Here is a 19,192-nt window from a genome sequence, read left to right on the forward strand (position 1 = left end):
AGGGAGATGGCGATTGTGGCTACGCTGATCGACCATGGAGTTTGACGCGGTAGTGGTCGGCACCGGGTTCGGCGGGTCGGTCGCGGCGGCGCGGCTGGCGCAGGCCGGTCTGCGCGTCGTCGTCCTGGAGCGGGGCCGCCGCTGGCCGCGTGGGTCTTTTCCGCGCAACGACGCGGATCTCAAGGACGGCTGGTTGTGGCGGTTCGGGCGCGGGCTGTACGACGTCCGCTGGCTGGACCAGATGGTCAGTGTGCAGGCCGCGGGCTGGGGTGGCGGCTCGCTGGTGTACGCGAACGTCTTCGCCCGGCCGCCCGCCGACGTGTTCGACGACCACTGGCCGAGCGCCCACACCCGGGACACGCTGGCGCCGTACTACGACCTGGCCGCGCACATGCTCGAGGTAGGGCCGGTGACTCCGGATCCGGCCACCGGTGAGTATCCGTTGCGGACCGCGGCGATGGAATTGGCGGTCAACGGGATGGGCCGGCCGGCGGGCACAGTTCGGCCAAACCTCGCCGTCCGGTTCACCGACGCTCCCGACGTACCCGAAAAGAACCGGCACGGCGCTGAGCAGCTGGGTTGCACATTCCTGGCGGAGTGCGTGTTGGGCTGCAACCGGGGCGCGAAGAACAGCCTCGACCTGAACTACCTGACCGTGGCCGAGAAGGCCGGCGCCGAGGGCCGGACCGGATGCGAGGTCACCGGCATCGAGCCGGTCGAGGGCGGCGGCTACCGGGTTCGCTACCTGGACCACGAGGCCGGGGAGTCCCGCACGGTGACCGGTACGCAGGTGTGGCTGGGCGCCGGCGCGGTCGGTACGACGGAGCTGTTGCTGCGCGCGCGGGACGTCGCCCGGACCCTGCCGGGCCTGTCGCCGGCGCTGGGCAACGGGTTCTCCGGCAACGGTGACTTCCTCGCGTTCGTCCGTCGGACCAAGACTCCGCTCGACCCGGACCACGGGCCGACCATCACCACCACCAGCATCGTGGACTGTGAGATCGACGGCCGGCGGTTGTGGTTCCAGGTGCAGGACGGCAGCTATCCGCGCCGGCTCGCGATGCTGGTGGCTGGGCTCAACCCGGCCCAGGCGCCGCTGGATGCGATCCGCTCGTGGACCAAGCGGTTCCGCACCGGACCACGGCGCGGCGACAACATCATGACGCTGCTGCTGATGGGCCGCGACAGCTCCGACGGCCGGCTCAAACTCGACCACAAGAACGAAGCCGCCGTGGACTGGCGATACATCGCCAACAAGGATCTGTACGCCGCGCAGAGCCGGGCGTCCCGCGAGGTCGCACGGCAGCTCAGTGGCCGGATGAGGCTGACGCCGACGTGGCGGTTCCTCAAGCAGGCCGTCACGGTGCACAACCTCGGCGGGACACCGATGGGCAAGGATCCGGCGACGGCCGTGATCGACGAGTACGGCCAGGTACACCGCTATCCCGGGCTGTTCGTGGTCGACGGAGCGGCGGTGCCGGGGGCCACCGGTACCAATCCGTCCGCCACGATCACGGCCATGGCCGAGCGGATGGTCGAACACGCGATCCGCCGGCACGTCGGCGACCCGACGTGGTGCGCCCCGGAGATGCGCGACGTCGTACCGGCCAACGTGCCCGAGGACGCCGCGATGGCAGCGATGGCCCAGGCTCGGGTGGAGACCGTGGGCAACGGGGTGCGATTCCAGGAACGCATGACCGGGACGGCGCGGTTCCCCGACGGGAGCGCGGCAGTGGATCTGCGGTTGTCGGTCCGGATGCCCGGGTGGCAGCCGTTCAGGGCGGACCCACGGCACAAGCTCACCGTCAGCGGCACCGTCACGGTCGGAGCGGTCACGGCCGAGACTGAGGTCGCCGGGACGCTGGCACTGTTTCCGAGCGGCGACTCGGTCGCCATGCAGTACGACCTCGGCTTCGTCGCCGACGACGGCACCGACTGGGTGCTGCGCGGCGTGAAGAACCAGCGTCGCGGAAACCCGCTGGCACTGTGGAGTGACCTGACCACGCTGTCTTTCGACGTGCACCCGGCCGAGGGCGGCGGCCCGGTCGGATCGGGCGTCGTACGGTTCAGCGTGCCCGGCGCACTGTCCCTCGGTTTGTCCTTGCGTGGTGAGGCCTACAGCCGCCGCAACCGCATGGCCGCGCGAGCCCGCTTCGCCGGCTTTTTCACCGCCCAGGCCGCACGAGGCCTCATCGCCCGCCGCTGATCCGCGCAAGGGCGGGCCGGACGACGGCGCGGTTCACTGGCCGCGGCGGCCGACTAACGCGGGAGTGAGGCGAAGAAGTCAAGGAGCCCCTGTGGGTCGGACCTGCGACCGGACGCGCGAACGCTCGCCGGCCTCCCGCAGCGTCGTACCGGCGTCGAGCACGGCGTGGCCGAGCGGTGTCAGGGTGTGCCACACCCCGTTCCGCTCCCGTTGTGACGCGACCAGACCGGCTTTGCGCAGCACGGCTGCATGCTCGGAGGCCGACGGCGCGGAAACACCGAGCTGCCTTGCCAGCTCGCCCGTGCTCGCGCCGTAGGTCAGTGCGACTAGCGCGGCTCCGCGCGTCTTGCCCAGCAGCGCGGCGAGTGCGCGCTCGTGCTGATCTGTCCCGGATGGCTGGAGCGACGACATCCGGTGCGAGATCGGGTAGACGAGAACAGGTGCGAGGGCCTGGCCGGTCAGCGAGAAAGGAGCGCGCCAACAGAAGTAGGCCGGCTGCAGAGTCAGGCCTCTTCCCTCCAGGTGCAAGTCACGCTCCGCGCTGGTTTCGATGGTGAGCACCGGCTCGCGCCAGGTGATCGACGGGTGCACCGAGGCCAGGAGGGCCGCCGTCCCAGCGCCGGCAAGGATCCGCGCGCGAGCTGCGATGTCGGTGCCGACATCGCGGCGCAGCGCACTCCAGTACGGCGCGATGGCCTGGTCGTGGTAGGCCCGGAGGGCAGTGGCCAGTTGTCGCCAGGCTCTGGCCGAGTCCGGCGGACCCGCAGCCCACCGGGGCATCTCACCCTGTCGGCCAAGGATTCCCAGCTCGTTCCGGAAGCGGGCGGTCGATGTGCTCAGCACTGTGTCGTGGCGCTCGTCCTGGCCGGCGCCAGCAACGGGCGCGAGGAAGTCGAGTGAGCATCCCCGCGAGCGCGCGAGTCGTACGTACGCACGCGCCTCCCTGGACAATGCGGACTCCACCCGCGAGCGCCACTCGGCGAAGACCGGCGGACCGCCGGCCGAGTTGACGTGGTGCGTGCTCAGGATCGCTTCCCACCGGGGGTCCGGTCCGGATGCGAGCCGGACACGGGTCAGGTCCTCCGAGGTGAAGTGGATCCGCAGCATCGGCAACCTCCGGCGCACCCGCGCATGGGTGGTGACGCCGTCTTTCGGCGTCACCACCCATTCCACGTGGCAGCGCTTTCAGAACGCTGTCACAGCTGCGGAGATCTGACAGCCGGGCCGGGGGCGACCGTGCGATCGGGACGAGGGCGGCGTCGATGGCGCCGGCCCGTGGTGAGAATCCGGATCACTGGATCTCCACGTGGAAAGGATCGTTGTCGAGCACCCGGTAGGGGATGTACAGCAGCGTGTTCAACTCCCTGCCGGCCCCGCTGTTCTCCTCTTCGTCGATCATGCAGGCGCTGAACCCCGGCCCGGTGCGCCCGATCCGGTGGGTGTCGCTGTCGGCGATCTCGCACCACTCGAACGTCCGGCCCCCCGTTCCACCGCCGGTGTATCCGCCCTCATAGGTCGAGGCGAAGGGGTATTCGTCGCAGCTCTTGTCGCTCGGCCGCGGCAAGGACGACGGGCAGGACGTGGCGCGGTTCACCTCTTGGAACGCGGGGTTCGTGAGGCGGTGCAGAGGCCGGCCCGAACCGGGCGACCCTGGAAGACCGCTCGCCTGCGCCTCCTTGATGTGCCGTCCGTACGCCGGGAGAGCGGAGCTGTACCAGGTGATGACCGGGACCGAAGCGGCGAAGACGCAACCGGGGCTCGACACGCCGGGGAGCTCGTTGTCGCACCGCACCTCGGCCGCGGTGGGCACGTCGAGCGGATGCGGCTCGGCAATGGGGGGAGCACGGAAGGACAAGGTCCACCAGGGCGTCGCCGTCCCGCGTTCGTCGAACTCGACGGGCCATTCGAAGCTCGACTCGCCAGACACGCTGGCACCGGACGCGGACAGAGTCGCCAACGGGAAGGACTGGGAGTGGTCCGCGCACTCACCGGAGCAGTCGGCCACTCCTCTCACCTCGGTGCCTTTCGCGTCGCCGGACACGAAGTCCGCCGTGACGGTGACCTGGTGCGTCCAGACCGGAGACGTCACCGACGTCGTGGTGTGCTGGTAGACCGTGAAGCGCATCAGGCCGGTCACCCTGGTGACACCGCTCTGAGTTCTTCGCACGGTGAGTGTCCCCGGCGAGACCGTGCACGCCTCCGTGCGGAGCATGCTCGTTGCGCCCGTACCGAGTTGCTGGCACCACTGGGGCACTGCAGCGGCGGCTCGCCGATCGGCACCGGCCTTCGACGACCGTTTGGCGGTGTCGACGGCGAGGCAGACCTCGACGCCTGGTGCGGTCGCGTCAGCGCAGCCTCCCGTGGAGGTGAGGCGCGCACCGGCGCGCGGCTGCGCGACGGTCGCGGCCCGGGAATGGACGGCGTACGCCGTCCCGGCGCTGTCCGTCGAACGGATGGATGGGTCGTCGCCGGCGAAGGCGGGCAGCGGAGCCAGGACCGCCGCGAGGGCGATCGCTGCCACCGTCCGCACCGAACGAGTGGTCCGTAGACCTGAGTCTGATTTCATCGGTCACCTGTCAAGGGAAGGGAAACGAGACGGTGGGCTAGTCGCGCCAGCGACCGAAGCCCCGGAGCTTCACCTGGAGCAGCCGGCTCGTGTCGGCGGGATTCGGGTAGTAGACGATCATCGACGTGCCCTCCGGCAGCAGGAGCTGGATCGCCTGCAGGCAACCTGCGACCAGTTGCCGCTGAGCGTCGGGCCCTTGGCCGTCGGCCGGCAGCGCGTCGCAGACGCCGCCCGAGTTGTTCATCACCAGCCGGAGCGTGTTGTCGCGCAGCGCGACCTCGCGCGACGCCACCAGGTTCACCAGCTTCGTCTCCAGGTGGTTTGCGGGTGGGCTCAGCGCGACTCCGAACTCCTGGAGGTAGAGCATCGCCAGTCGCTGACGCAGCTCGGCCACGTCATCGTGCAGCCCGCTCTCGACCGCGTAGTGCGACCAGGCCTCCAGATCGTCGGCGGGCGGCGGGGTCGTGATCGGCAGCCCGCTCGGGTCGAGGATCACTCCCGACTTGTCGACCAGGTAACCGACGTTGTTCTCCGGCCGGTACTGATCGCTCATCTGTCTCAGCGTTGCCGCGAGGTCGTCGTACACGCAGGTCTCCTGCTCCAGAGTGCACTCGATCGGCAGGATGGCCAGCAGCTCTCGCGCCCACTGCGTCTCATCGATCGCGTTGGTGATCACCTGGTCGGACCAGTGCTCCGACAGATAGACCGTCGCAGGCAGGCCCCAGACGTCCTTACCGCCGAACTGAAGTTCGGCGGGAAGCTGAACCGGGTCGTAGGTAATCTTCAGGCTGTTCCATCGATCCATGAAGTCGCCGTACTGGTCACTGCCGGGGAGCTCGATCAGGCACTGAAGCGCACCGAGCAACGTCTTGCACTCGCCGACCCCCTTCGCCGCGTCGAGGATCGAGATCAGCTCGCCGAACTGCAGGTCGCGGGCCCGGTACGCCGCGTCCTCGGTGTCCGAGATCCGGCCGTGGATCCCTCGTACCACCCGGTCGAAGTCCGGGCTCAGCACGGCCGCCAGGCAGGTGTCGTACTGCCGTCCCTGGCCGGCGAAGAGCCGGTGGCACTCCCGGACGTTCTCCTGCGCGAACGGGCCGTAGAGGGGATTCTTGTCACCGCCGAGAATGCTGTCCCGGTACTGGCGACACTCCTCATCGGTTCCTACTTCCCCGTTGCTGTCCGGAATTCTCCGGCAGTGGCCGTACCAGTTCGCCTGGAGTGAGCGAAGCTTGTTCTGGGCGTCCTCCTTGTGCCGTTCGAACACTTCCGCCGCGATCCGCGCGGCCTCGGAGGCGTGCGCTCCCGCGACGAGCTGAGAGACATAGGCGTCCTCGTACGCCGCGTACGCGCTGGCCGCCGATTCCATCGCGCTGACGGCGGACGCACGGGCCCACTGCGCCGATCCCGCCGCCTGACGAGCGGAGGTGTTGGCCCGTGCCGCCGCCGCTGCCGCCGTCCGCACGGCCGCCGCGGCCCGCTCGGCGGATCCGGCGGCGTTCTCGGCATGTGCCACGGCCTCCGCCGCGAACCCTCGGGCTGCCTCGGCCGCCGCGACCGCCTGGTTGCGGAAACCGATCGCCTCGTTGGCGGAGTTGTTCGCATCCGCCGCGGCGGCCTGGGCCAGGCGGGCGAGCTCCACGGCCTGCTGTGCGATCTGCGACGTCTCCACCGTCAGCGACAGCGCCACGAAGTTGTGCGTCGCGGTGGCGAGGTCGCGTTGCGCGGCCTGGTGCCGGCCGACCTCGAGGAACTCGATCTGCATCCCCGTGGTGCCGGCCAGGGCGATCTGTGCGCCGTTGCGGACCTCGACGCCGTTCGTGGTGTCACCCGCGATCCGCTGCACCTTCCCGCGAACGTCCATGGCCTGCGCGGTGGGGTACGTCGTCTCGAGGAAGCGACGCAGTGCCGTGGCGCTGCCGTCGTTCAGCGCCGCCTGTGCGGCGCCGGCCACTTCGGTGCCACCGTTCGCCCTGGCGTCGGCCAGGAGTCTGTTGATCTCCGTGCGGTCCTCGAGGACCCGCTCGGGGTACACCTGCTCGCGCAAGAAGCTCGCCACCTGCGCACCCGTGCCGTCGAGCGCCTGCTGGGCGGCCCGGCGCATGGCGTCCGACCCCATCACCATCAGGCCCGACAACGTCGTCCGGTCGTCCTGCTCCTGGGCCTGCGGGAGTGCGGTTCGCACGAATTCCAAGACCCGCGTCTCGTCGTCCGCGCCCAGAGCCTCGACCGCCGCCATGCTCGTCCAGGTCCCCGGAACATGCACCAGTTGCAGGGCCACCTCGCGCGCCTTCTTCGCCAGCAGCGCCTGGTCGGCGTTCGGATCGTCGGCCTGCTCGATGACCTGGTCGATCAGGGTGTTGGTCTTGTCGGAGTGGTAGTCGGACATCGGACTGTCCAGCGTCACGGTCATGTCGTAGGTGACATCGTCCGCCGCGTCCTGCGCCCGCCGTGCCCTCGCGAGCCCTGCCTCCAGTTCGTCCTGGAGACGCTCGGCGTCGGCAGCCCGGGCGGCGGTGTAGACCTCCTGGGCCAGCTCCGCCGCGCCGAGCGCGTCGGACGCGGCCTGATACGCCTTCTGGGCATGGGCGCTCGCGAGCTCGGCGGCATTGACGGCGTTGCCCGCGTGCTGACCCGCGCTGATCGCAGCGGCCGCGGCCTGCTCGGCGTTCGTGATGGCCCGCTCCGCGGCATCCCGTGCGGTCCGTGCCGCACCGACCGCGATGTCGGCGAAGTGGGCCGCCTGCTCGGTCGCGCGTCGAGCCCGCTCCGCGCTCGCCTTGGCCCGCGTTGCCGCGGCGTGTGCGAGCTTGGCCTCCGCGCTCGCCTCGCCCGCGAGGGCCCCGGCCTCTTCTGCGGCGACGCCCGCCGCGTAGGTGGCCTGGCGCGCCGCGCCCGCGGCGAGCACGGCGTCCAGCGCCGCGGAGTTAACGGCCACGATCTGGTCGATGCCCGACCGCCACCCCGGCATGTCGGCGCCGACCGCACCGAGCCTCGTGGCAGCGGCGAAGGCCGCGGCAGCATCACTCTCGGCGAGCTCGGCGTCCGTGGCCGCCGACCATGCTTCGCCCGCCTTCGTGTGCGCGCGGGCCGCGGCGGTCGCGGCCCGGCCGGCAGCCCCCGCCGCCGCCCTGGCCGCGTTACCTGCGGCACGAGCAGCGCTGACAGCGACTTCGGCGGCCGCGACAGCCTTGTCGGCCGCACCAGCGGCGATCCGGGCCTGCTGCTTGGCCACCGCCGAGTTCTGCCCAGCCTGCTTCGCCTTGTTCCGCGCCTCCTCAGCGGCCAGCCGCGCCGCATCGGCCTCGGCCCGCGCAACCCGCGCCTGTGCGACGGCGGCCGTCGCCTCGAGCGCTGCCCGCCGCGTTGCCTCCGCGGCCACGTTCCTGAGGTCGGTGAGCGTCTGCTTCTCGTTGTCGCGAGCCTGCGCGACACCCCAGTCGATCTCGACGAACCGGACCAGCATCTCCAGACTGCCGTCGTTCAGCGCCCGGTTCGCGGTCGCCTGCACCTCCGGACCGCCCTTGGCCATCGCGGCGTTGACACTCGCCCGCAGGTCCATCCGGTAGGGCTGACGCCAGCCTGAGTCGAGGAACTTACCCAGGACGTCGGCAGAGCCGTTGTTCAGCGCGGCCTGGGCGGCGGCCCGCACCTGCGGACCGCCGACCGCCTTCATCTCACCGACTCCGCCGCGCAGGTCCATCTGGCGCGCCGACTGCCAGCCGGACCGGAGGAACTCGGTAACCGCCCCCTCCTGGTCGGACCGCAGAGCGGCATTGGCCGCCTGGGCGACGTTGACCCCGCCGCCTGCCTTCATCCGGCCGGCCGCCTCGCGGTCGTCCAGTGCGACCAGACCGGGCAGCTGTTCCAGGAACGCGCAGATCTCCGGCTCACCGCCCAGCAGAGCTTCGGCGGCGGCGGGATGCACGTTCATTCCGCCGGTGATCCACGCGTCCAAGACGATTTGGCGCTCGCACTTGGTGGCTGCGCCGCGCTGCGCCGAGGCCACAGTCGGTACTACACCGGACGTCGCCGTCAGCGCGGCGGCCACCAGGAGTGCGACCAAGGCCCGACCACGACCGGACCGGCCCGGTCGCGCGACTCCGAACATTCTGCTCATCGTGCGTTCCTCCCCTTCAACCTGCGCGATCGGTCGGCCGTGGCGTCGTCAGCCGGCAACCCGGATCTCCAGCAGCGCTTCCTGGCAGTTGTCCGGAAAGTCCGGATCGCTGGTGTCGCAGTTCGCGTCGACGTAACCGAACTGCTCGCTCTCGTTCGCCTCGACCAGCTTGGTCCGCTCGGCGCCCGTCTCCAGGTTCGTCACGGTCGCGTTCACGTCGTGCCCGGCGCCCGCGGCGCGGCTGTCGCCCTGGATCTCGAAGACGTTAGGGATGCGCAGCTTCAGGTGGCCCTGATCGCCGAGCACCTTGAAGCAGACGGCCGTCACGCCCAAGTGGTCCTCACCGACCTTCGCAGCGCCGTCGAGCAGGCCCGGGAACACCTTCAGCACCCCCACGCCGTCGGCCGGCGCCGTCGCGCAGGAGACCCACACGATGTGTCCGTCCCCCGAGACCAGCTCGAACTCGAGCTCCGGTGCGCGCGCGCCGCCCCAGTCCGGGTTGTCCGGGTCGTCGTCGACGTCCGGGAAGTTGGGCACCGGCCCCGAGCGGATGAATCGCTCGGGATAGGCGAACTCCTCGACCAGGGACTGCTCGCCCCGTGGGCGCTGGACCGGCGTCGTACTGGGCAGTGGCGGGTCGAGGCGATCCATCACCCAGGCGATACCGGAGCCGGGGCGGTGGGTCAGCAGGTTCGTCCGGCTGCCGATGTGCTCGCTGTCGAAGGCGACGATCCGGTCGGACACGACGCGAAGGTCGTAGCCGCCGATTCCGCCCGCCGTGAGCGGCACCTTGTCCTCGAAAGCCGTGCCTGGCCCCTTGGAGATGATCGAGTGGTGGCCGGTCTCCCCGGAGCGGTAGGCCAGGATGTCGTCGGCGCGGCCGTCGTGGTCGTAGTCGTAGGCGATGGCGTGAGCGTTCGCGTTGCCCAGCATCCACCACGAGGTGCTGTACGTCTTGGTGAAGGTGTTGCCGGAGCCGCGGGTGAAAACGGTCAGCAGCGACGCACCTGGGCGGTACACGAACAGATCGTCAGCCTTGCCAGTGTGGTCGTAGTCGAAGGCCACGACGCGGTCGGCAGCGGTCAGGGTGTAGCCGGGCAGACCGCCTGACGTGATGGGCAGCTTGTCCGTGAAGGCGGCGCCGGTGCCCTTGGTGATCACCGAGACCTGGTTGCTGCTGGGCCGGTACGCCATCAGGTCGTCCGACTTCCCGTCGCGGTCGAAGTCGTACGCCAGGAGCTGGGCGTCGGCGCTCAGCATCGACCACGGTGTGGAGTACGCCGTACCGAACGAGGACCCCTGACCATGGGTGATGACCGTCAGCTGCTGCGCGCCCGGCCGGTAGACGGCCAGTTCGTCCAGCTGACCGTCGTGGTCGTAGTCGAACGGCACGATCCGGTCGGCGGTGTTCGTCAGCGCGTACCCGCCGATTCCGGTCTTGCTCACGAACACCGCCACGTACTTGTCGTCCGCAGGGTCCTGAGGGTTCTTGAAGTCCAGCTTCGAGATGATGACGACGTTGCTTCCGGGCCGGTACATGAGCAGGTGGTCCTGCCGACCCGAGTGGTCGAAGTCGAACGCCACCACCTGGTCCTGGGCCAGGTGGAAGTCGAACCCGCCGATTCCCCCTTGTTTCCCAGGCGTCGTGGGGCTGGCCACGCTCAGGTACGTCGCATGGAACCCGCTCCGGTATCCGGGAGTATTGGTCTCGATCCAGTCGCGCAGACCGTCGAGCCGGACCGCCGTGGCGCCGGTGCCCACCCCGCTGGGCTGCTCCAAGCAGCCGTCATGGGCAGCGCCGATCAGCAGTCCCACCACTTCCGGCTGTCCACCCGAGGCTCCGGGCCGGGTGATGGGCCCGCCGGCATCGCCCTGGCAGGCAGAGACGGGTGGCTCGTCCGCCGGGGTCGTCGGGTTCTCGTGCCCGAGTACGCCGAAGGTCGCACCCGAGACGTTGCCGACCGCCACCGTCGCGGCCTCCACCTCGTCGGGCACCCAGGTGTCATCCGTACGGCCGTACCCGCTGACTGCCAGGAGTTCGCCGGCCGAAGGCGCCGTCGCGCTCACCGAGATCGGCGTCCCGGTCGTCGCAACCAGCGCCAGCCGCAGCAGCGCGACGTCCTGGACCGGATGTGGCACGACCCGATCGACCGGTAGAACCTGTCCGGCCACGGCCGTGAGATTCGGGCGCCCGACGGTCGCCGTCGTCGGACTGGCCGGAAAGCCCGGTTTGACTACGCCCTCGGCACCCTCGGCGAAGCAGCTCGCCGCGGTCACCACCCACTGCGGATCGACCAGGGCGCCCGTGCACGCCTGCGGGTTTGCGCCCCCGATGTTGATCTTGACCACGAACCCGACCCAGCTCGGGTTCACTGTGCCACCACCCGAGATCGCCTGCGCAGCAATCGCCGGCGCCGCGACGCCGATCACCCCCACCAGCAACGCGACAAGTAGTTTCCGCACCATGCCGTCCCCTCCGACGATTACTCGCATCCCCTGATGGGGCACGAGTATGGGGTGGCCGCCGTACGCGCCAGAAGGATTTTCGGCCGAGGCCGAATTCCCGGCGGGGGCCCCGTTTTCGCCACGGTGGTGGGACCACCCGCACGAACGGCTCCAACTCAAGCACCTACACGTGGGGCGGTGCCGACCAGAACGAACGGCTCCAACTCAAGCACCTACACGTGGGGCGGTGCCGACCAGAACGAACTCATCGCCCTGGAGGAGCCACCGACTACTACGCCCTCGACAACCAAGCCAGTCCGGTCAACCTGATCACCAACGCCGGCGCCCTGTCCGCCACCTACACCTACGACCCGTCAGGCAAACAACTCGCCGCTACCGGGACGGCCGCCACGACACCACCACCGCCAACTGGACCGCCCAAGGTGCAACTGCGAGTGGAGGTTTGGCCCTGCCTGTGGCCCTGGGTATGGCGGGCATGGGCCTCGGGTTGATTGGTGCTGGCACGGGGATGATGGACGATTGTATTGAGTGGGCAGAAGAGGAGGATTGAGTGCTCGTGGGAAGGCCTTCTGTGCGTTGGCTCATCGCGTACTGGGCCGTCATCCTCTGCGTTGTCGGAGTGCTCGTAGCCAGGATGGTTACCGCTGATGGAACCCTCGCCAAGGCCATCCTGGGCGTCGTGTCAGCGGGTCTCGTCCTCATTGCACTGGGCTTCAGCATCGCCGCACTCCGGCCATCTAGAAGAACGACGCCCTGACTGCTCCCGATCAAGCGGCATGAATCACGGCATACGACGCAGTGGACGATGGGTACGGTGGTTGCCGGACCGCTCGGCTTCCCGGTGGTGGACAGCATCGACGAACTGTTGGCGCCGGGCGCCCACAACCACTTCGAACGCGCCGCCGGGCTGACCGACGGCGGTTACGCGGTGCTGGATGCGCCGCCGCGGACGCTCGTGCGGGTCTTCTTTGTTCTGGTAGTGCTGGGTTTTGTCCTGTTCGAACGGCACCGTCTCGGCCGGCAGATGAAGCTTCTCAGGATTCACGCTCGACACTTCTTGGCCAGTCGTGGAGCTACATCCGGCGTGGCGGCGATGCTTGAGAGCATCGCCGCTTGCGACAGGTCGGATGCCCCTCCTGCGGAGACTTTCCGGCCCGTCTTGTGCGGTTGGACGCTGCCCGCCGACCTGGCGGTCGACCCTCGTATTGCGGCGAAGCAATCAGCTGCGGCCGTAGTAGGCGGCGAGCACCATCTACGCGCCACCCTCAAGCTCGGCCGGCCGTGCTTGCGATGTAGAGCGTGGCATCTGCAGAGAATCGCCGCCGAAGTTCCGTCGTAGGCGGTCCTCGGACGCTGGCTGCGTTGTCTCTCCTCTGTCGACCGCGGCTGTCAGCGCGCAGGGAGGCCCTGAGAGCGCATTGGTCGGGCAAGCACGACCGGCCGATCTGTTCCTGCTCTGAGGCGTCAGATTGCCTTCGCCATGTGGCCGCCGTCGACGAGGATGGTCTGGCCGGTCAGGAAACTCGCGCGATCGCTCGCGACGAAGGCAACGACGTCGGCGATCTCCTCCGGCGTGCCGAGACGGCCGAGCGGGTTCGTTTCGGCCATTTTCTGGAACCTGTCGGCGCCGATGAACTCGGTGACGTTCTCACTCGACACGTTGCCCGGCGCGATACCGATGACCCGGACGTTGTCGGGGCCCCACTCAACGGCCCACGACCTGGTGTAGGAATCGATGGCAGCCTTCTGTGCGCCATAGGTGGACATGTAGGGCATGTGGCGCGTCCCGGCGATACTGCTGATGTTGATGACAACCCCGCCGCCGCGGGCGGCCATCCCCGAGGCGAAGCCTGTTGTCAGGGCGAAGGCTGCCCGGATGTTGACGTCCCAGGACTCGACGTTCGCGTCGAGATTCTGCTTCAGGCTCGGCGCGATGCTGTCCCGGTAGCTCGCCGCGTTGTTGACGAGGACATCGACGTCACCGGCCTCGGTGATGATCCTGTCGACGTCGGCGAAGTTGCTGAGGTCGGCAAGGATGAAACGGGCCTCACCGCCCCGCGCCCGGATGTCTGCGACGACGGCGTCCCCGCGTTCCTGGTTTCGACCTGTGATCACAGCCGTGTGCCCGTCGCGGGCGAACGCGTGCGCGATCGCCGCGCCGATTCCACCCCGTGCGCCTGCCCCCGTGATCAGAACGTTCTTCCTTTGCGAGCTCATGGCTGCCCTTCGTCGTAAACTGTAGCGAGCGTTATCTTTAACGTTCGCTAAGAATATAAGCATGGGGATCGTAGGCATGCAAGTCCGGCAGCCGACCATGCCGAAGACTCCCGGTCGCGATCGGCGCTACTACGGGACCGTCGACCTCGGCGAGGACGCCTACGACGCGTTCCTCAAGAGCACCCCCGCGACAGGTGCGTCAGGGCCCACTCAACGCGCCGTACGCTCGCACCAGTGCCCGCTGCCTGTGGGTGAGCTACTGCACGACGTCAGGGTCGGCACGCTTCACGCCGAGGATCGGCAGGCCACCGACGACGGCTGCTCGGTCGCCTAGTGCTCTGACCACAAAACGTTGGCCGGGTTAGGTGACCCACCGGGCCGGGGCCGCGCAGCAGGCCCGGTATCGGTCACGGCTGTGCGGGTGGCAGATTCCGTTCGAGTACGCCGATTAAGTGATCCAGAAGGCCAGAAGTTGCCGCCTCGTGCGTCGCGGGACCGGCTCGACAATCCGGCTGCGCCGGGCGATGGTCGTGTCGCCTTCGCCGACGGCAGCATCGTGCCGGTCATCACCCGTCTGGTCCAGGCCGACGAAAACTCCGTCCGCGCCGTCACCCACCGGGTCAACGAGAGGGGAATGCCCAGCCTGGACCCTGACGGGCCTTACCGGGATCTGGGCGGCATCGCTTCTTGATGTTGATACAGGAGACTCGGGCGGTAGCCGCTGGCGGGTGAGCAGTCTTGTCCTGGCTGCTGGTCAACGCCATCGAGGGTGAGGAAAGCAACATTGCTGGCGCAACGCCAACGCCCGCCACCCCGACGTCCTCGCCGCCCAACGCCGCGAACGCGCACGCGTCCGCAGGCGAACGTCAACACCGCTGGGGCCACCCGACCACGAAAGCCGCCCAACCGACCCGACCAACATTCGTGGTTGAGCACTGGTGCGCCGGCCGGGTGGCAGCCGACGGCCCTTCCTCTCCTCCGGAAGATTCGGCCTGCTGCGGTTGTTAGGGTCATATTCAGAAAAGGAGGTCAGCATGCCCCGTGGCAGGCCGCGAGAGTTCGACGCCGACCAGGCGCTGGACCGCGCAACCGATGTGTTCTGGCGTCAGGGTTACGATGGGACGTCCATCACCGACCTGACCGCCAGCATCGGCATCAATGCGCCCAGTCTCTATGCAGCATTCGGGAACAAGCGCCAGATCTTCGACAGAGTCATGGACCGTTACATGCAGACCAGGCTCGTCCGTCGCGCGCAGGCACTTTCCCTCGACGACCCCGTCGAAGCCTCGCGAAAATACCTGCAGGGAGTCGTGCTCGACGCGACCATGCCGGACCATCCGAAAGGCTGCCTCATGGTCGGAGGCGCGCTGGTATGCAGCGATGCCAACCGCGACGTGGCCGATCAGCTCGCCGGCCTGCGAAAGGATGTCCGGAAGGACCTCCAGCGATTGTTCGCGCGGGCCATCAAAGCCGGCCGGCTACCCGCCAACGCCGATCCCGCGTCACTCGGCGCTTACGTCGCGGCCGTCGCGCAAGGAATCTCCGTCGACGCCTCGGACGGCGCGTCCAGGCAGAGCCTCATGAAAATAGTGGAAGTGGCCCTGTCAGCATTGCCGACGTCTGCCACCTGATCCGCGATCGTCCGGCACTGCTCGCCGCTGCTGGATCCAGGTCAAGGTCGCTGACCGCGTAGTGCACCTCCAGAGCGAGGACGGCATCCGGATCGCGCAGCGGGCTCAGCCGCTGTGCGCTCGACGGGGTGGCTGAGGTGTAACACCCCGAGCATGTTGATGTGCCCATACCCGAGCGGCGACAAGCGAGCGGCGTCCTCGTCGCGGACCGGGTAGCGCTGCTCACGGAGCGCGTTGACTGCCAGGTCGATGTAGCGGGTGTTGAAGAGCGCGACCGTGTTGAGGATCTGGCGGGCGGTTTGGCCGCTGTCGTCGAGGGCTGTGGCTGTGGTCTTGCGGAAGACGTGGGACGTGATCCAGAAGAGTGCGTCGGCGTCGGCGGGTTCGGTTGCTGCGTCGACTCGGCTGGCGAGGTTCGGTAAGTTCTGGAGGCCGTATGTGGCGATGAGGTCGGTGATGAGTGGGCGGCCGATCTTGATTCGGCCGGTTTCGATGAGTTCGATCTTGGTTTGGGGCCAGCCTAGGGAGTCGGCGACGGCTTTGCGTGTCATGCCGGCTTCGCGTCTGGCTGCGCGGAGGGTTAGGCCGAGGTCTCGGCGGGCTGTGCTGCCGACGGGGAGAGGCTTGTGCGGAGCGAGCGACGGACGTTGGAGGGGTCGCGGTAGCCGCCGTTTGTGTCTGGGAAGACTGGTTCGTCGAGGCGGACTCCTGTGGCGAATCATCTGCGGAGGACGGCGCGTAGCCACTCGGGTGTGGCGAGCTCGCGTTGGCGGCCTTGGATTTGGTGGTCTTGCTCAGGAGGCCCTCGCCTTTGACTCGGACGACGGTGTTGGTGATCTTGACTCGTCCTGCCTCCAGGTTGATCTGGTGCCAGAGGACTGCGAGGGCTTCGCCGATGCGGGCCCCGGTCCCGAGCATGAAGGTGACGAGGTCGGGGAGGTCGGCTCTGACGGCGGTTTCGTCGTTGGCGAGGTGGGTGCGGACCAGGCGGACTTCGTCGGTGCCGAGGGCGCCGGGGAGCTTCTTGGCGTGGTGTTCGATGCGGTCGACTTCGCGGACGGGGTTGACGGAGATGTTCTTCTCCCAGAGTTCGATCGCCTTCGAGACCTTGTCCATCGCGGTGAGCTCGCCGGCTCGGCTGTTTCGGGAGCGGTCCTGGAGCTTCGTCAGCAGCGCCCGCTCGGCTGCCGAGGAAGTCATCCTGTACGCGGACACGGGGCGCACTTGGCCGTCGTGGTCGCGGAACCTGGCTTTTGCTCTGAAGCTGAGCGGCTTGCCCTTGTCGTCTGTCTTATCGATCGAGGTGGAGATTCGTCCCCACGATCCGATCGGGAGCGGCGGCCTGGGCATGTAAACCTCCAACCTGTTCGATGGTTGGCCGCTCAACGTCTGGCTCGGCGCGACGATGCAGAGCAGTGTGATGTGACACACAGTCACAGTCTCGTGAAGGTCTGGGGGAGCGCCCAGGAGCGTTTCGGCGACGTCGACGGAGGTTGCTGGCTGCGGGGCGACATGCGGACCGGCGGCAAAGTGGTTCGTAAGTGGTCCGCTGGACGCACAAAGGCCCAGGATCAGATGCGATGTCTGCCTGGGCCTCGATGCTGGTGCGCCGCCAGGGACTCGAACCCCGAACCCGCTGATTAAGAGTCAGCTGCTCTGCCAATTGAGCTAGCGGCGCGTGTTGTTCAGTTGGTGTTTCCTTCGAACGAAGAGAACAGTAGCAGGGGATCGGGGGAGAAGAAAAATCGGTTCTGGGGGCGGTGGATCAGGGGTGGAGGGACAGGACTGCCTGGGCCGCGTTGTGGCCGGCGATGCCGCTGACGGCGCCGCCTCGGCGGGCGCCGGAGCCGCAGATGAGGAGGTTGGCGACGTCGGTTTCGACGCCCCAGCGGCCGGTCTCGGAGTCGTCGTCGGACCAGGGCCACTGGAGGTCGCCGTGGAAGATGTGGCCGCCGGGCATGCCGACGCTCGCCTCGATGTCGACGGGGGTTTTGGCCTCGATGCACGGGTTGCCGTCGGCGTCGCGGGCGATGCAGGCGTCGAGCGGTTCGGCCAGGTAGGACTCGAGGCCGGCCAGGACGCGGCGGACGGACTCCGCGCGGGCCGATTCGTTGTCGGAGGCAAACAGGCGGGTGGGGAAGTGGACGCCGAAGACGGTCAGGGTGTGGTGACCTGAGGCAACCAACGACGGGCTCAGGATCGACGGGTCGGTGAGGGAGTGGCAGTACACCTCCGACGGCGGTACGGCGGGCAGCCCGCCCGCGGCGGCTTCGAGATACGCGGTGTCGAGCTGGCTGTAGTCCTCGTCGATGTGGAACGTGCCGGCGAAAGCGCGTCGAGGGTCGTCGCCGGACTTCAGCCGGGGGAGGCGCGAGAGCAGTAGGTTGATCTTCAGCTGGGAGCCCTCGGGCACGGGACCGCCGGACCGACCCCGCAGCCGATCCAGTACGGCGGGCGCCACGTTCGCGAGCACGTACGAGCAGTCGACCGATCGCTCCCCGTCACCGCCGAGCCAGGTCACCGCGGCGCGCTTGCCGTCGGCCTCGATCCCGGTGACGGCCGCGTCGGTGACCACCGAGGCGCCCGCGCGCCGCGCGGCGTCGAGCAGCGCGTCGGTCACGGCGCCCATGCCGCCGACCGGGACCCGCCACTCGCCGGTGCCGTTGCCGATCAGGTGGTAGAGGAAGCACCGGTTCTGCAGCAGTGACTCGTCGCGCAGGCGAGCGAAGGTCCCGATCACGCCGTCGGTCGCGACCACGCCGCGCACGGTGTCGTCGGTGAAGCGGCGTTCGATCGTTTCGCCGAGGGGGCGGTCGACCAGTTCGGACCAGAGGGCGGGATCGACGCGTTGGCGCAGGGCCGCGGCGGGTTGGAGGGGTTCCAGGAGGGTGGGGGCGACTGCGGCGGCCAGGTCGGAGACGGATGAGTAGAACCGCTGCCACGCGTCGTACTCGGCATCGCTCCCGGTCAGCGCCGCGAACGACTCGCGCGTCGCCGAGCCCTCCGGGCGCTCGACCATCAGTCCGAGGTCACGACCGCCCCGGCGTACCGGCGTGTACGAGGCGACCGAGCGCGACCGCAACTGCAGGGACAGTCCCAGGTCCGCGACGATCTTGTCGGGCAGCAGGCTGACCAGGTACGAGTACCGCGACAGCCGCGCGTCGACGCCGGGGAACACCTGCTGGCTGACCGCGGCGCCGCCGGTGTGCGGCTGCTGCTCCACGACGAGCGTGCTCAGGCCGGCGCCGGCCAGATACCCGGCCGCGACCAGGCCGTTGTGCCCGCCGCCGACGATCACGACGTCGTAGAAGTCCTTCATCGGACCGGCCACTCCAGTTCCTGGTACGCGGCGTCCCAGAACATCCACTCGTACCGGGTCGTGACGGAAAAGTGCCGGTGGCAACGATCCCGTTCGCCCGGGCCGACCTCGGCGCCGAGGCGGTCCGTCACCGCCAGCACCGACTCTACGACCGCGTCGAACTCCGGGGAACCGTACGTCGCGATCCACTCCGCGTAGACCGGATCCGGCGAGGACAGCTTCAGCAGCTCCCGGCCGACGTCGCGGTAGATCCAGTAGCAGGGCAGCACGGCCGCGACGGCTTCGGCGTACGTGCCGGTCGCGCAGACCGCGGTCAGATACGACATGTACGCCGTCGTGGTCGGCCCCGAGCCGGTGGCGTCGACATCGGCCGAGGTGAGCCCGAGCTTGCCGAGCAGGGAGGCGTGCAGCTCACGCTCGACGTCGATCGCCTCGGCGGCGTGCCGGGCGAACATGCTGACGGCGTCCTCGTCGGTCGCCCGGCCGGCGGCCAGCGCGAGGGACCGGGAGTAGGCGCGCAGGTAGTGGCTGTCCTGGATGATGAAGTACCGGAACTTGTCGTGCGGCAGGGTCCCGTCGGTGAGTCCGGTGATGAAGGGGTGCCGCAGGATCTCGGCGTACACCTTGGCGGCCCCGGCGTCCCACAGCTCGGCGGAAAACGTCATCCTGG

14 protein-coding genes and 1 tRNA gene are annotated in these 19,192 nt (G+C 68.8%); 6 read left to right on the forward strand and 9 right to left on the reverse strand.

Going from position 1 to position 19,192, the window contains the following annotated elements:
• Nucleotides 1-34 precede the first annotated feature (34 nt).
• Entirely contained in the window at nucleotides 35-2,203 is a 2,169-nt protein-coding gene (locus tag BWI15_RS08480) for a GMC oxidoreductase (RefSeq protein WP_083750618.1), read from the forward strand.
• Between the two features lie 78 nt (nucleotides 2,204-2,281).
• Here the strand turns inward: BWI15_RS08480 and BWI15_RS08485 are convergent, their stop codons facing one another.
• The 4 genes from BWI15_RS08485 to BWI15_RS08500 all read right to left on the reverse strand — a co-directional run bounded on the left by BWI15_RS08485 (nucleotide 2,282) and on the right by BWI15_RS08500 (nucleotide 11,382).
• Nucleotides 2,282-3,364 carry an ArsR/SmtB family transcription factor gene (locus BWI15_RS08485; RefSeq protein WP_143465447.1) on the reverse strand — a complete coding sequence of 361 codons (1,083 nt, stop codon included), beginning with the start codon at nucleotides 3,362-3,364 and terminating at the stop codon, nucleotides 2,282-2,284.
• A gap of 130 nt (nucleotides 3,365-3,494) precedes the next feature.
• On the reverse strand, nucleotides 3,495-4,724 hold the full coding sequence (locus BWI15_RS08490) for a NucA/NucB deoxyribonuclease domain-containing protein (protein ID WP_168197277.1): 1,230 nt from the start codon (nucleotides 4,722-4,724) through the stop codon (nucleotides 3,495-3,497).
• Nucleotides 4,725-4,806: 82 nt separating this feature from the next.
• Nucleotides 4,807-8,889: a hypothetical protein gene (locus tag BWI15_RS08495; RefSeq protein WP_083750619.1), complete on the reverse strand. Its 4,083-nt coding sequence runs from the start codon at nucleotides 8,887-8,889 to the stop codon at nucleotides 4,807-4,809.
• 48 nt (nucleotides 8,890-8,937) lie between these two features.
• A complete protein-coding gene (locus BWI15_RS08500; RefSeq protein WP_083750620.1) occupies nucleotides 8,938-11,382 on the reverse strand; it encodes a S1 family peptidase in 2,445 nt (814 codons plus the stop codon).
• A 778-nt stretch (nucleotides 11,383-12,160) separates the two neighbouring features.
• Here BWI15_RS08500 and BWI15_RS08505 point away from each other — a divergent pair.
• Nucleotides 12,161-12,694, forward strand: a complete 534-nt coding sequence (locus BWI15_RS08505; protein WP_077013741.1) for a hypothetical protein — start codon at nucleotides 12,161-12,163, stop codon at nucleotides 12,692-12,694.
• A 125-nt stretch (nucleotides 12,695-12,819) separates the two neighbouring features.
• On the opposite strand, the gene BWI15_RS08510 is transcribed toward BWI15_RS08505, so the two are convergent.
• Entirely contained in the window at nucleotides 12,820-13,572 is a 753-nt protein-coding gene (locus BWI15_RS08510) for an SDR family NAD(P)-dependent oxidoreductase (RefSeq protein WP_077013742.1), read from the reverse strand.
• A 61-nt stretch (nucleotides 13,573-13,633) separates the two neighbouring features.
• Between BWI15_RS08510 and BWI15_RS08515 the strand changes: the two genes are divergently transcribed.
• The 3 genes from BWI15_RS08515 to BWI15_RS08530 all read left to right on the forward strand — a co-directional run bounded on the left by BWI15_RS08515 (nucleotide 13,634) and on the right by BWI15_RS08530 (nucleotide 15,203).
• Nucleotides 13,634-13,906, forward strand: a complete 273-nt coding sequence (locus BWI15_RS08515; protein WP_143465449.1) for a hypothetical protein — start codon at nucleotides 13,634-13,636, stop codon at nucleotides 13,904-13,906.
• An 87-nt stretch (nucleotides 13,907-13,993) separates the two neighbouring features.
• A complete protein-coding gene (locus BWI15_RS08520; protein ID WP_202817594.1) occupies nucleotides 13,994-14,263 on the forward strand; it encodes a hypothetical protein in 270 nt (89 codons plus the stop codon).
• 343 nt (nucleotides 14,264-14,606) lie between these two features.
• Nucleotides 14,607-15,203, forward strand: a complete 597-nt coding sequence (locus BWI15_RS08530) for a TetR/AcrR family transcriptional regulator (RefSeq protein ID WP_077013744.1) — start codon at nucleotides 14,607-14,609, stop codon at nucleotides 15,201-15,203.
• Between the two features lie 41 nt (nucleotides 15,204-15,244).
• On the opposite strand, the gene BWI15_RS08535 is transcribed toward BWI15_RS08530, so the two are convergent.
• On the reverse strand, nucleotides 15,245-15,925 hold the full coding sequence (locus BWI15_RS08535; protein WP_077013745.1) for a helix-turn-helix domain-containing protein: 681 nt from the start codon (nucleotides 15,923-15,925) through the stop codon (nucleotides 15,245-15,247).
• A gap of 350 nt (nucleotides 15,926-16,275) precedes the next feature.
• Here BWI15_RS08535 and BWI15_RS38710 point away from each other — a divergent pair, with 350 nt between their 5' ends.
• The gene (locus BWI15_RS38710; protein WP_143465450.1) at nucleotides 16,276-16,557 is read left to right on the forward strand and encodes a hypothetical protein; all 282 of its coding nucleotides are present in this window, start codon (nucleotides 16,276-16,278) and stop codon (nucleotides 16,555-16,557) included.
• A 248-nt stretch (nucleotides 16,558-16,805) separates the two neighbouring features.
• On the opposite strand, the gene BWI15_RS08545 is transcribed toward BWI15_RS38710, so the two are convergent.
• The 3 genes from BWI15_RS08545 to tenA all read right to left on the reverse strand — a co-directional run bounded on the left by BWI15_RS08545 (nucleotide 16,806) and on the right by tenA (nucleotide 19,187).
• A tRNA-Lys gene (locus BWI15_RS08545) sits at nucleotides 16,806-16,881 on the reverse strand.
• Between the two features lie 87 nt (nucleotides 16,882-16,968).
• Complete coding sequence (locus BWI15_RS08550; RefSeq protein ID WP_077013872.1) at nucleotides 16,969-18,522, reverse strand: phytoene desaturase family protein; 1,554 nt, start codon at nucleotides 18,520-18,522, stop codon at nucleotides 16,969-16,971.
• On the reverse strand, nucleotides 18,519-19,187 hold the full coding sequence (gene tenA / locus BWI15_RS08555; protein WP_077013747.1) for a thiaminase II: 669 nt from the start codon (nucleotides 19,185-19,187) through the stop codon (nucleotides 18,519-18,521). Before tenA ends, BWI15_RS08550 begins: the two co-directional genes overlap by 4 nt.
• Between the last annotated feature and the right edge of the window lie 5 nt (nucleotides 19,188-19,192).

It is taken from the genome of Kribbella sp. ALI-6-A (genome assembly GCF_001984195.1).
In the GTDB taxonomy this organism is placed as follows: domain Bacteria; phylum Actinomycetota; class Actinomycetes; order Propionibacteriales; family Kribbellaceae; genus Kribbella.

What these genes read in the sequence shown, in the direction of transcription:
- BWI15_RS38710 (WP_143465450.1), top strand. Translation starts at nt 16,276, where the DNA reads ATGTTCTTCTCCCAGAGTTCGATCGCCTTCGAGACCTTGTCCATCGCG.
- BWI15_RS08530 (WP_077013744.1), top strand. Translation starts at nt 14,607, where the DNA reads ATGCCCCGTGGCAGGCCGCGAGAGTTCGACGCCGACCAGGCGCTGGAC.
- BWI15_RS08510 (WP_077013742.1), bottom strand. Translation starts at nt 13,572, where the DNA reads ATGAGCTCGCAAAGGAAGAACGTTCTGATCACGGGGGCAGGCGCACGG.
- BWI15_RS08515 (WP_143465449.1), top strand. Translation starts at nt 13,634, where the DNA reads ATGGGGATCGTAGGCATGCAAGTCCGGCAGCCGACCATGCCGAAGACT.
- BWI15_RS08480 (WP_083750618.1), top strand. Translation starts at nt 35, where the DNA reads ATGGAGTTTGACGCGGTAGTGGTCGGCACCGGGTTCGGCGGGTCGGTC.
- BWI15_RS08495 (WP_083750619.1), bottom strand. Translation starts at nt 8,889, where the DNA reads ATGAGCAGAATGTTCGGAGTCGCGCGACCGGGCCGGTCCGGTCGTGGT.
- BWI15_RS08505 (WP_077013741.1), top strand. Translation starts at nt 12,161, where the DNA reads ATGGGTACGGTGGTTGCCGGACCGCTCGGCTTCCCGGTGGTGGACAGC.
- tenA (WP_077013747.1), bottom strand. Translation starts at nt 19,187, where the DNA reads ATGACGTTTTCCGCCGAGCTGTGGGACGCCGGGGCCGCCAAGGTGTAC.
- BWI15_RS08550 (WP_077013872.1), bottom strand. Translation starts at nt 18,522, where the DNA reads ATGAAGGACTTCTACGACGTCGTGATCGTCGGCGGCGGGCACAACGGC.
- BWI15_RS08500 (WP_083750620.1), bottom strand. Translation starts at nt 11,382, where the DNA reads ATGCGAGTAATCGTCGGAGGGGACGGCATGGTGCGGAAACTACTTGTC.
- BWI15_RS08535 (WP_077013745.1), bottom strand. Translation starts at nt 15,925, where the DNA reads ATGATTCGCCACAGGAGTCCGCCTCGACGAACCAGTCTTCCCAGACAC.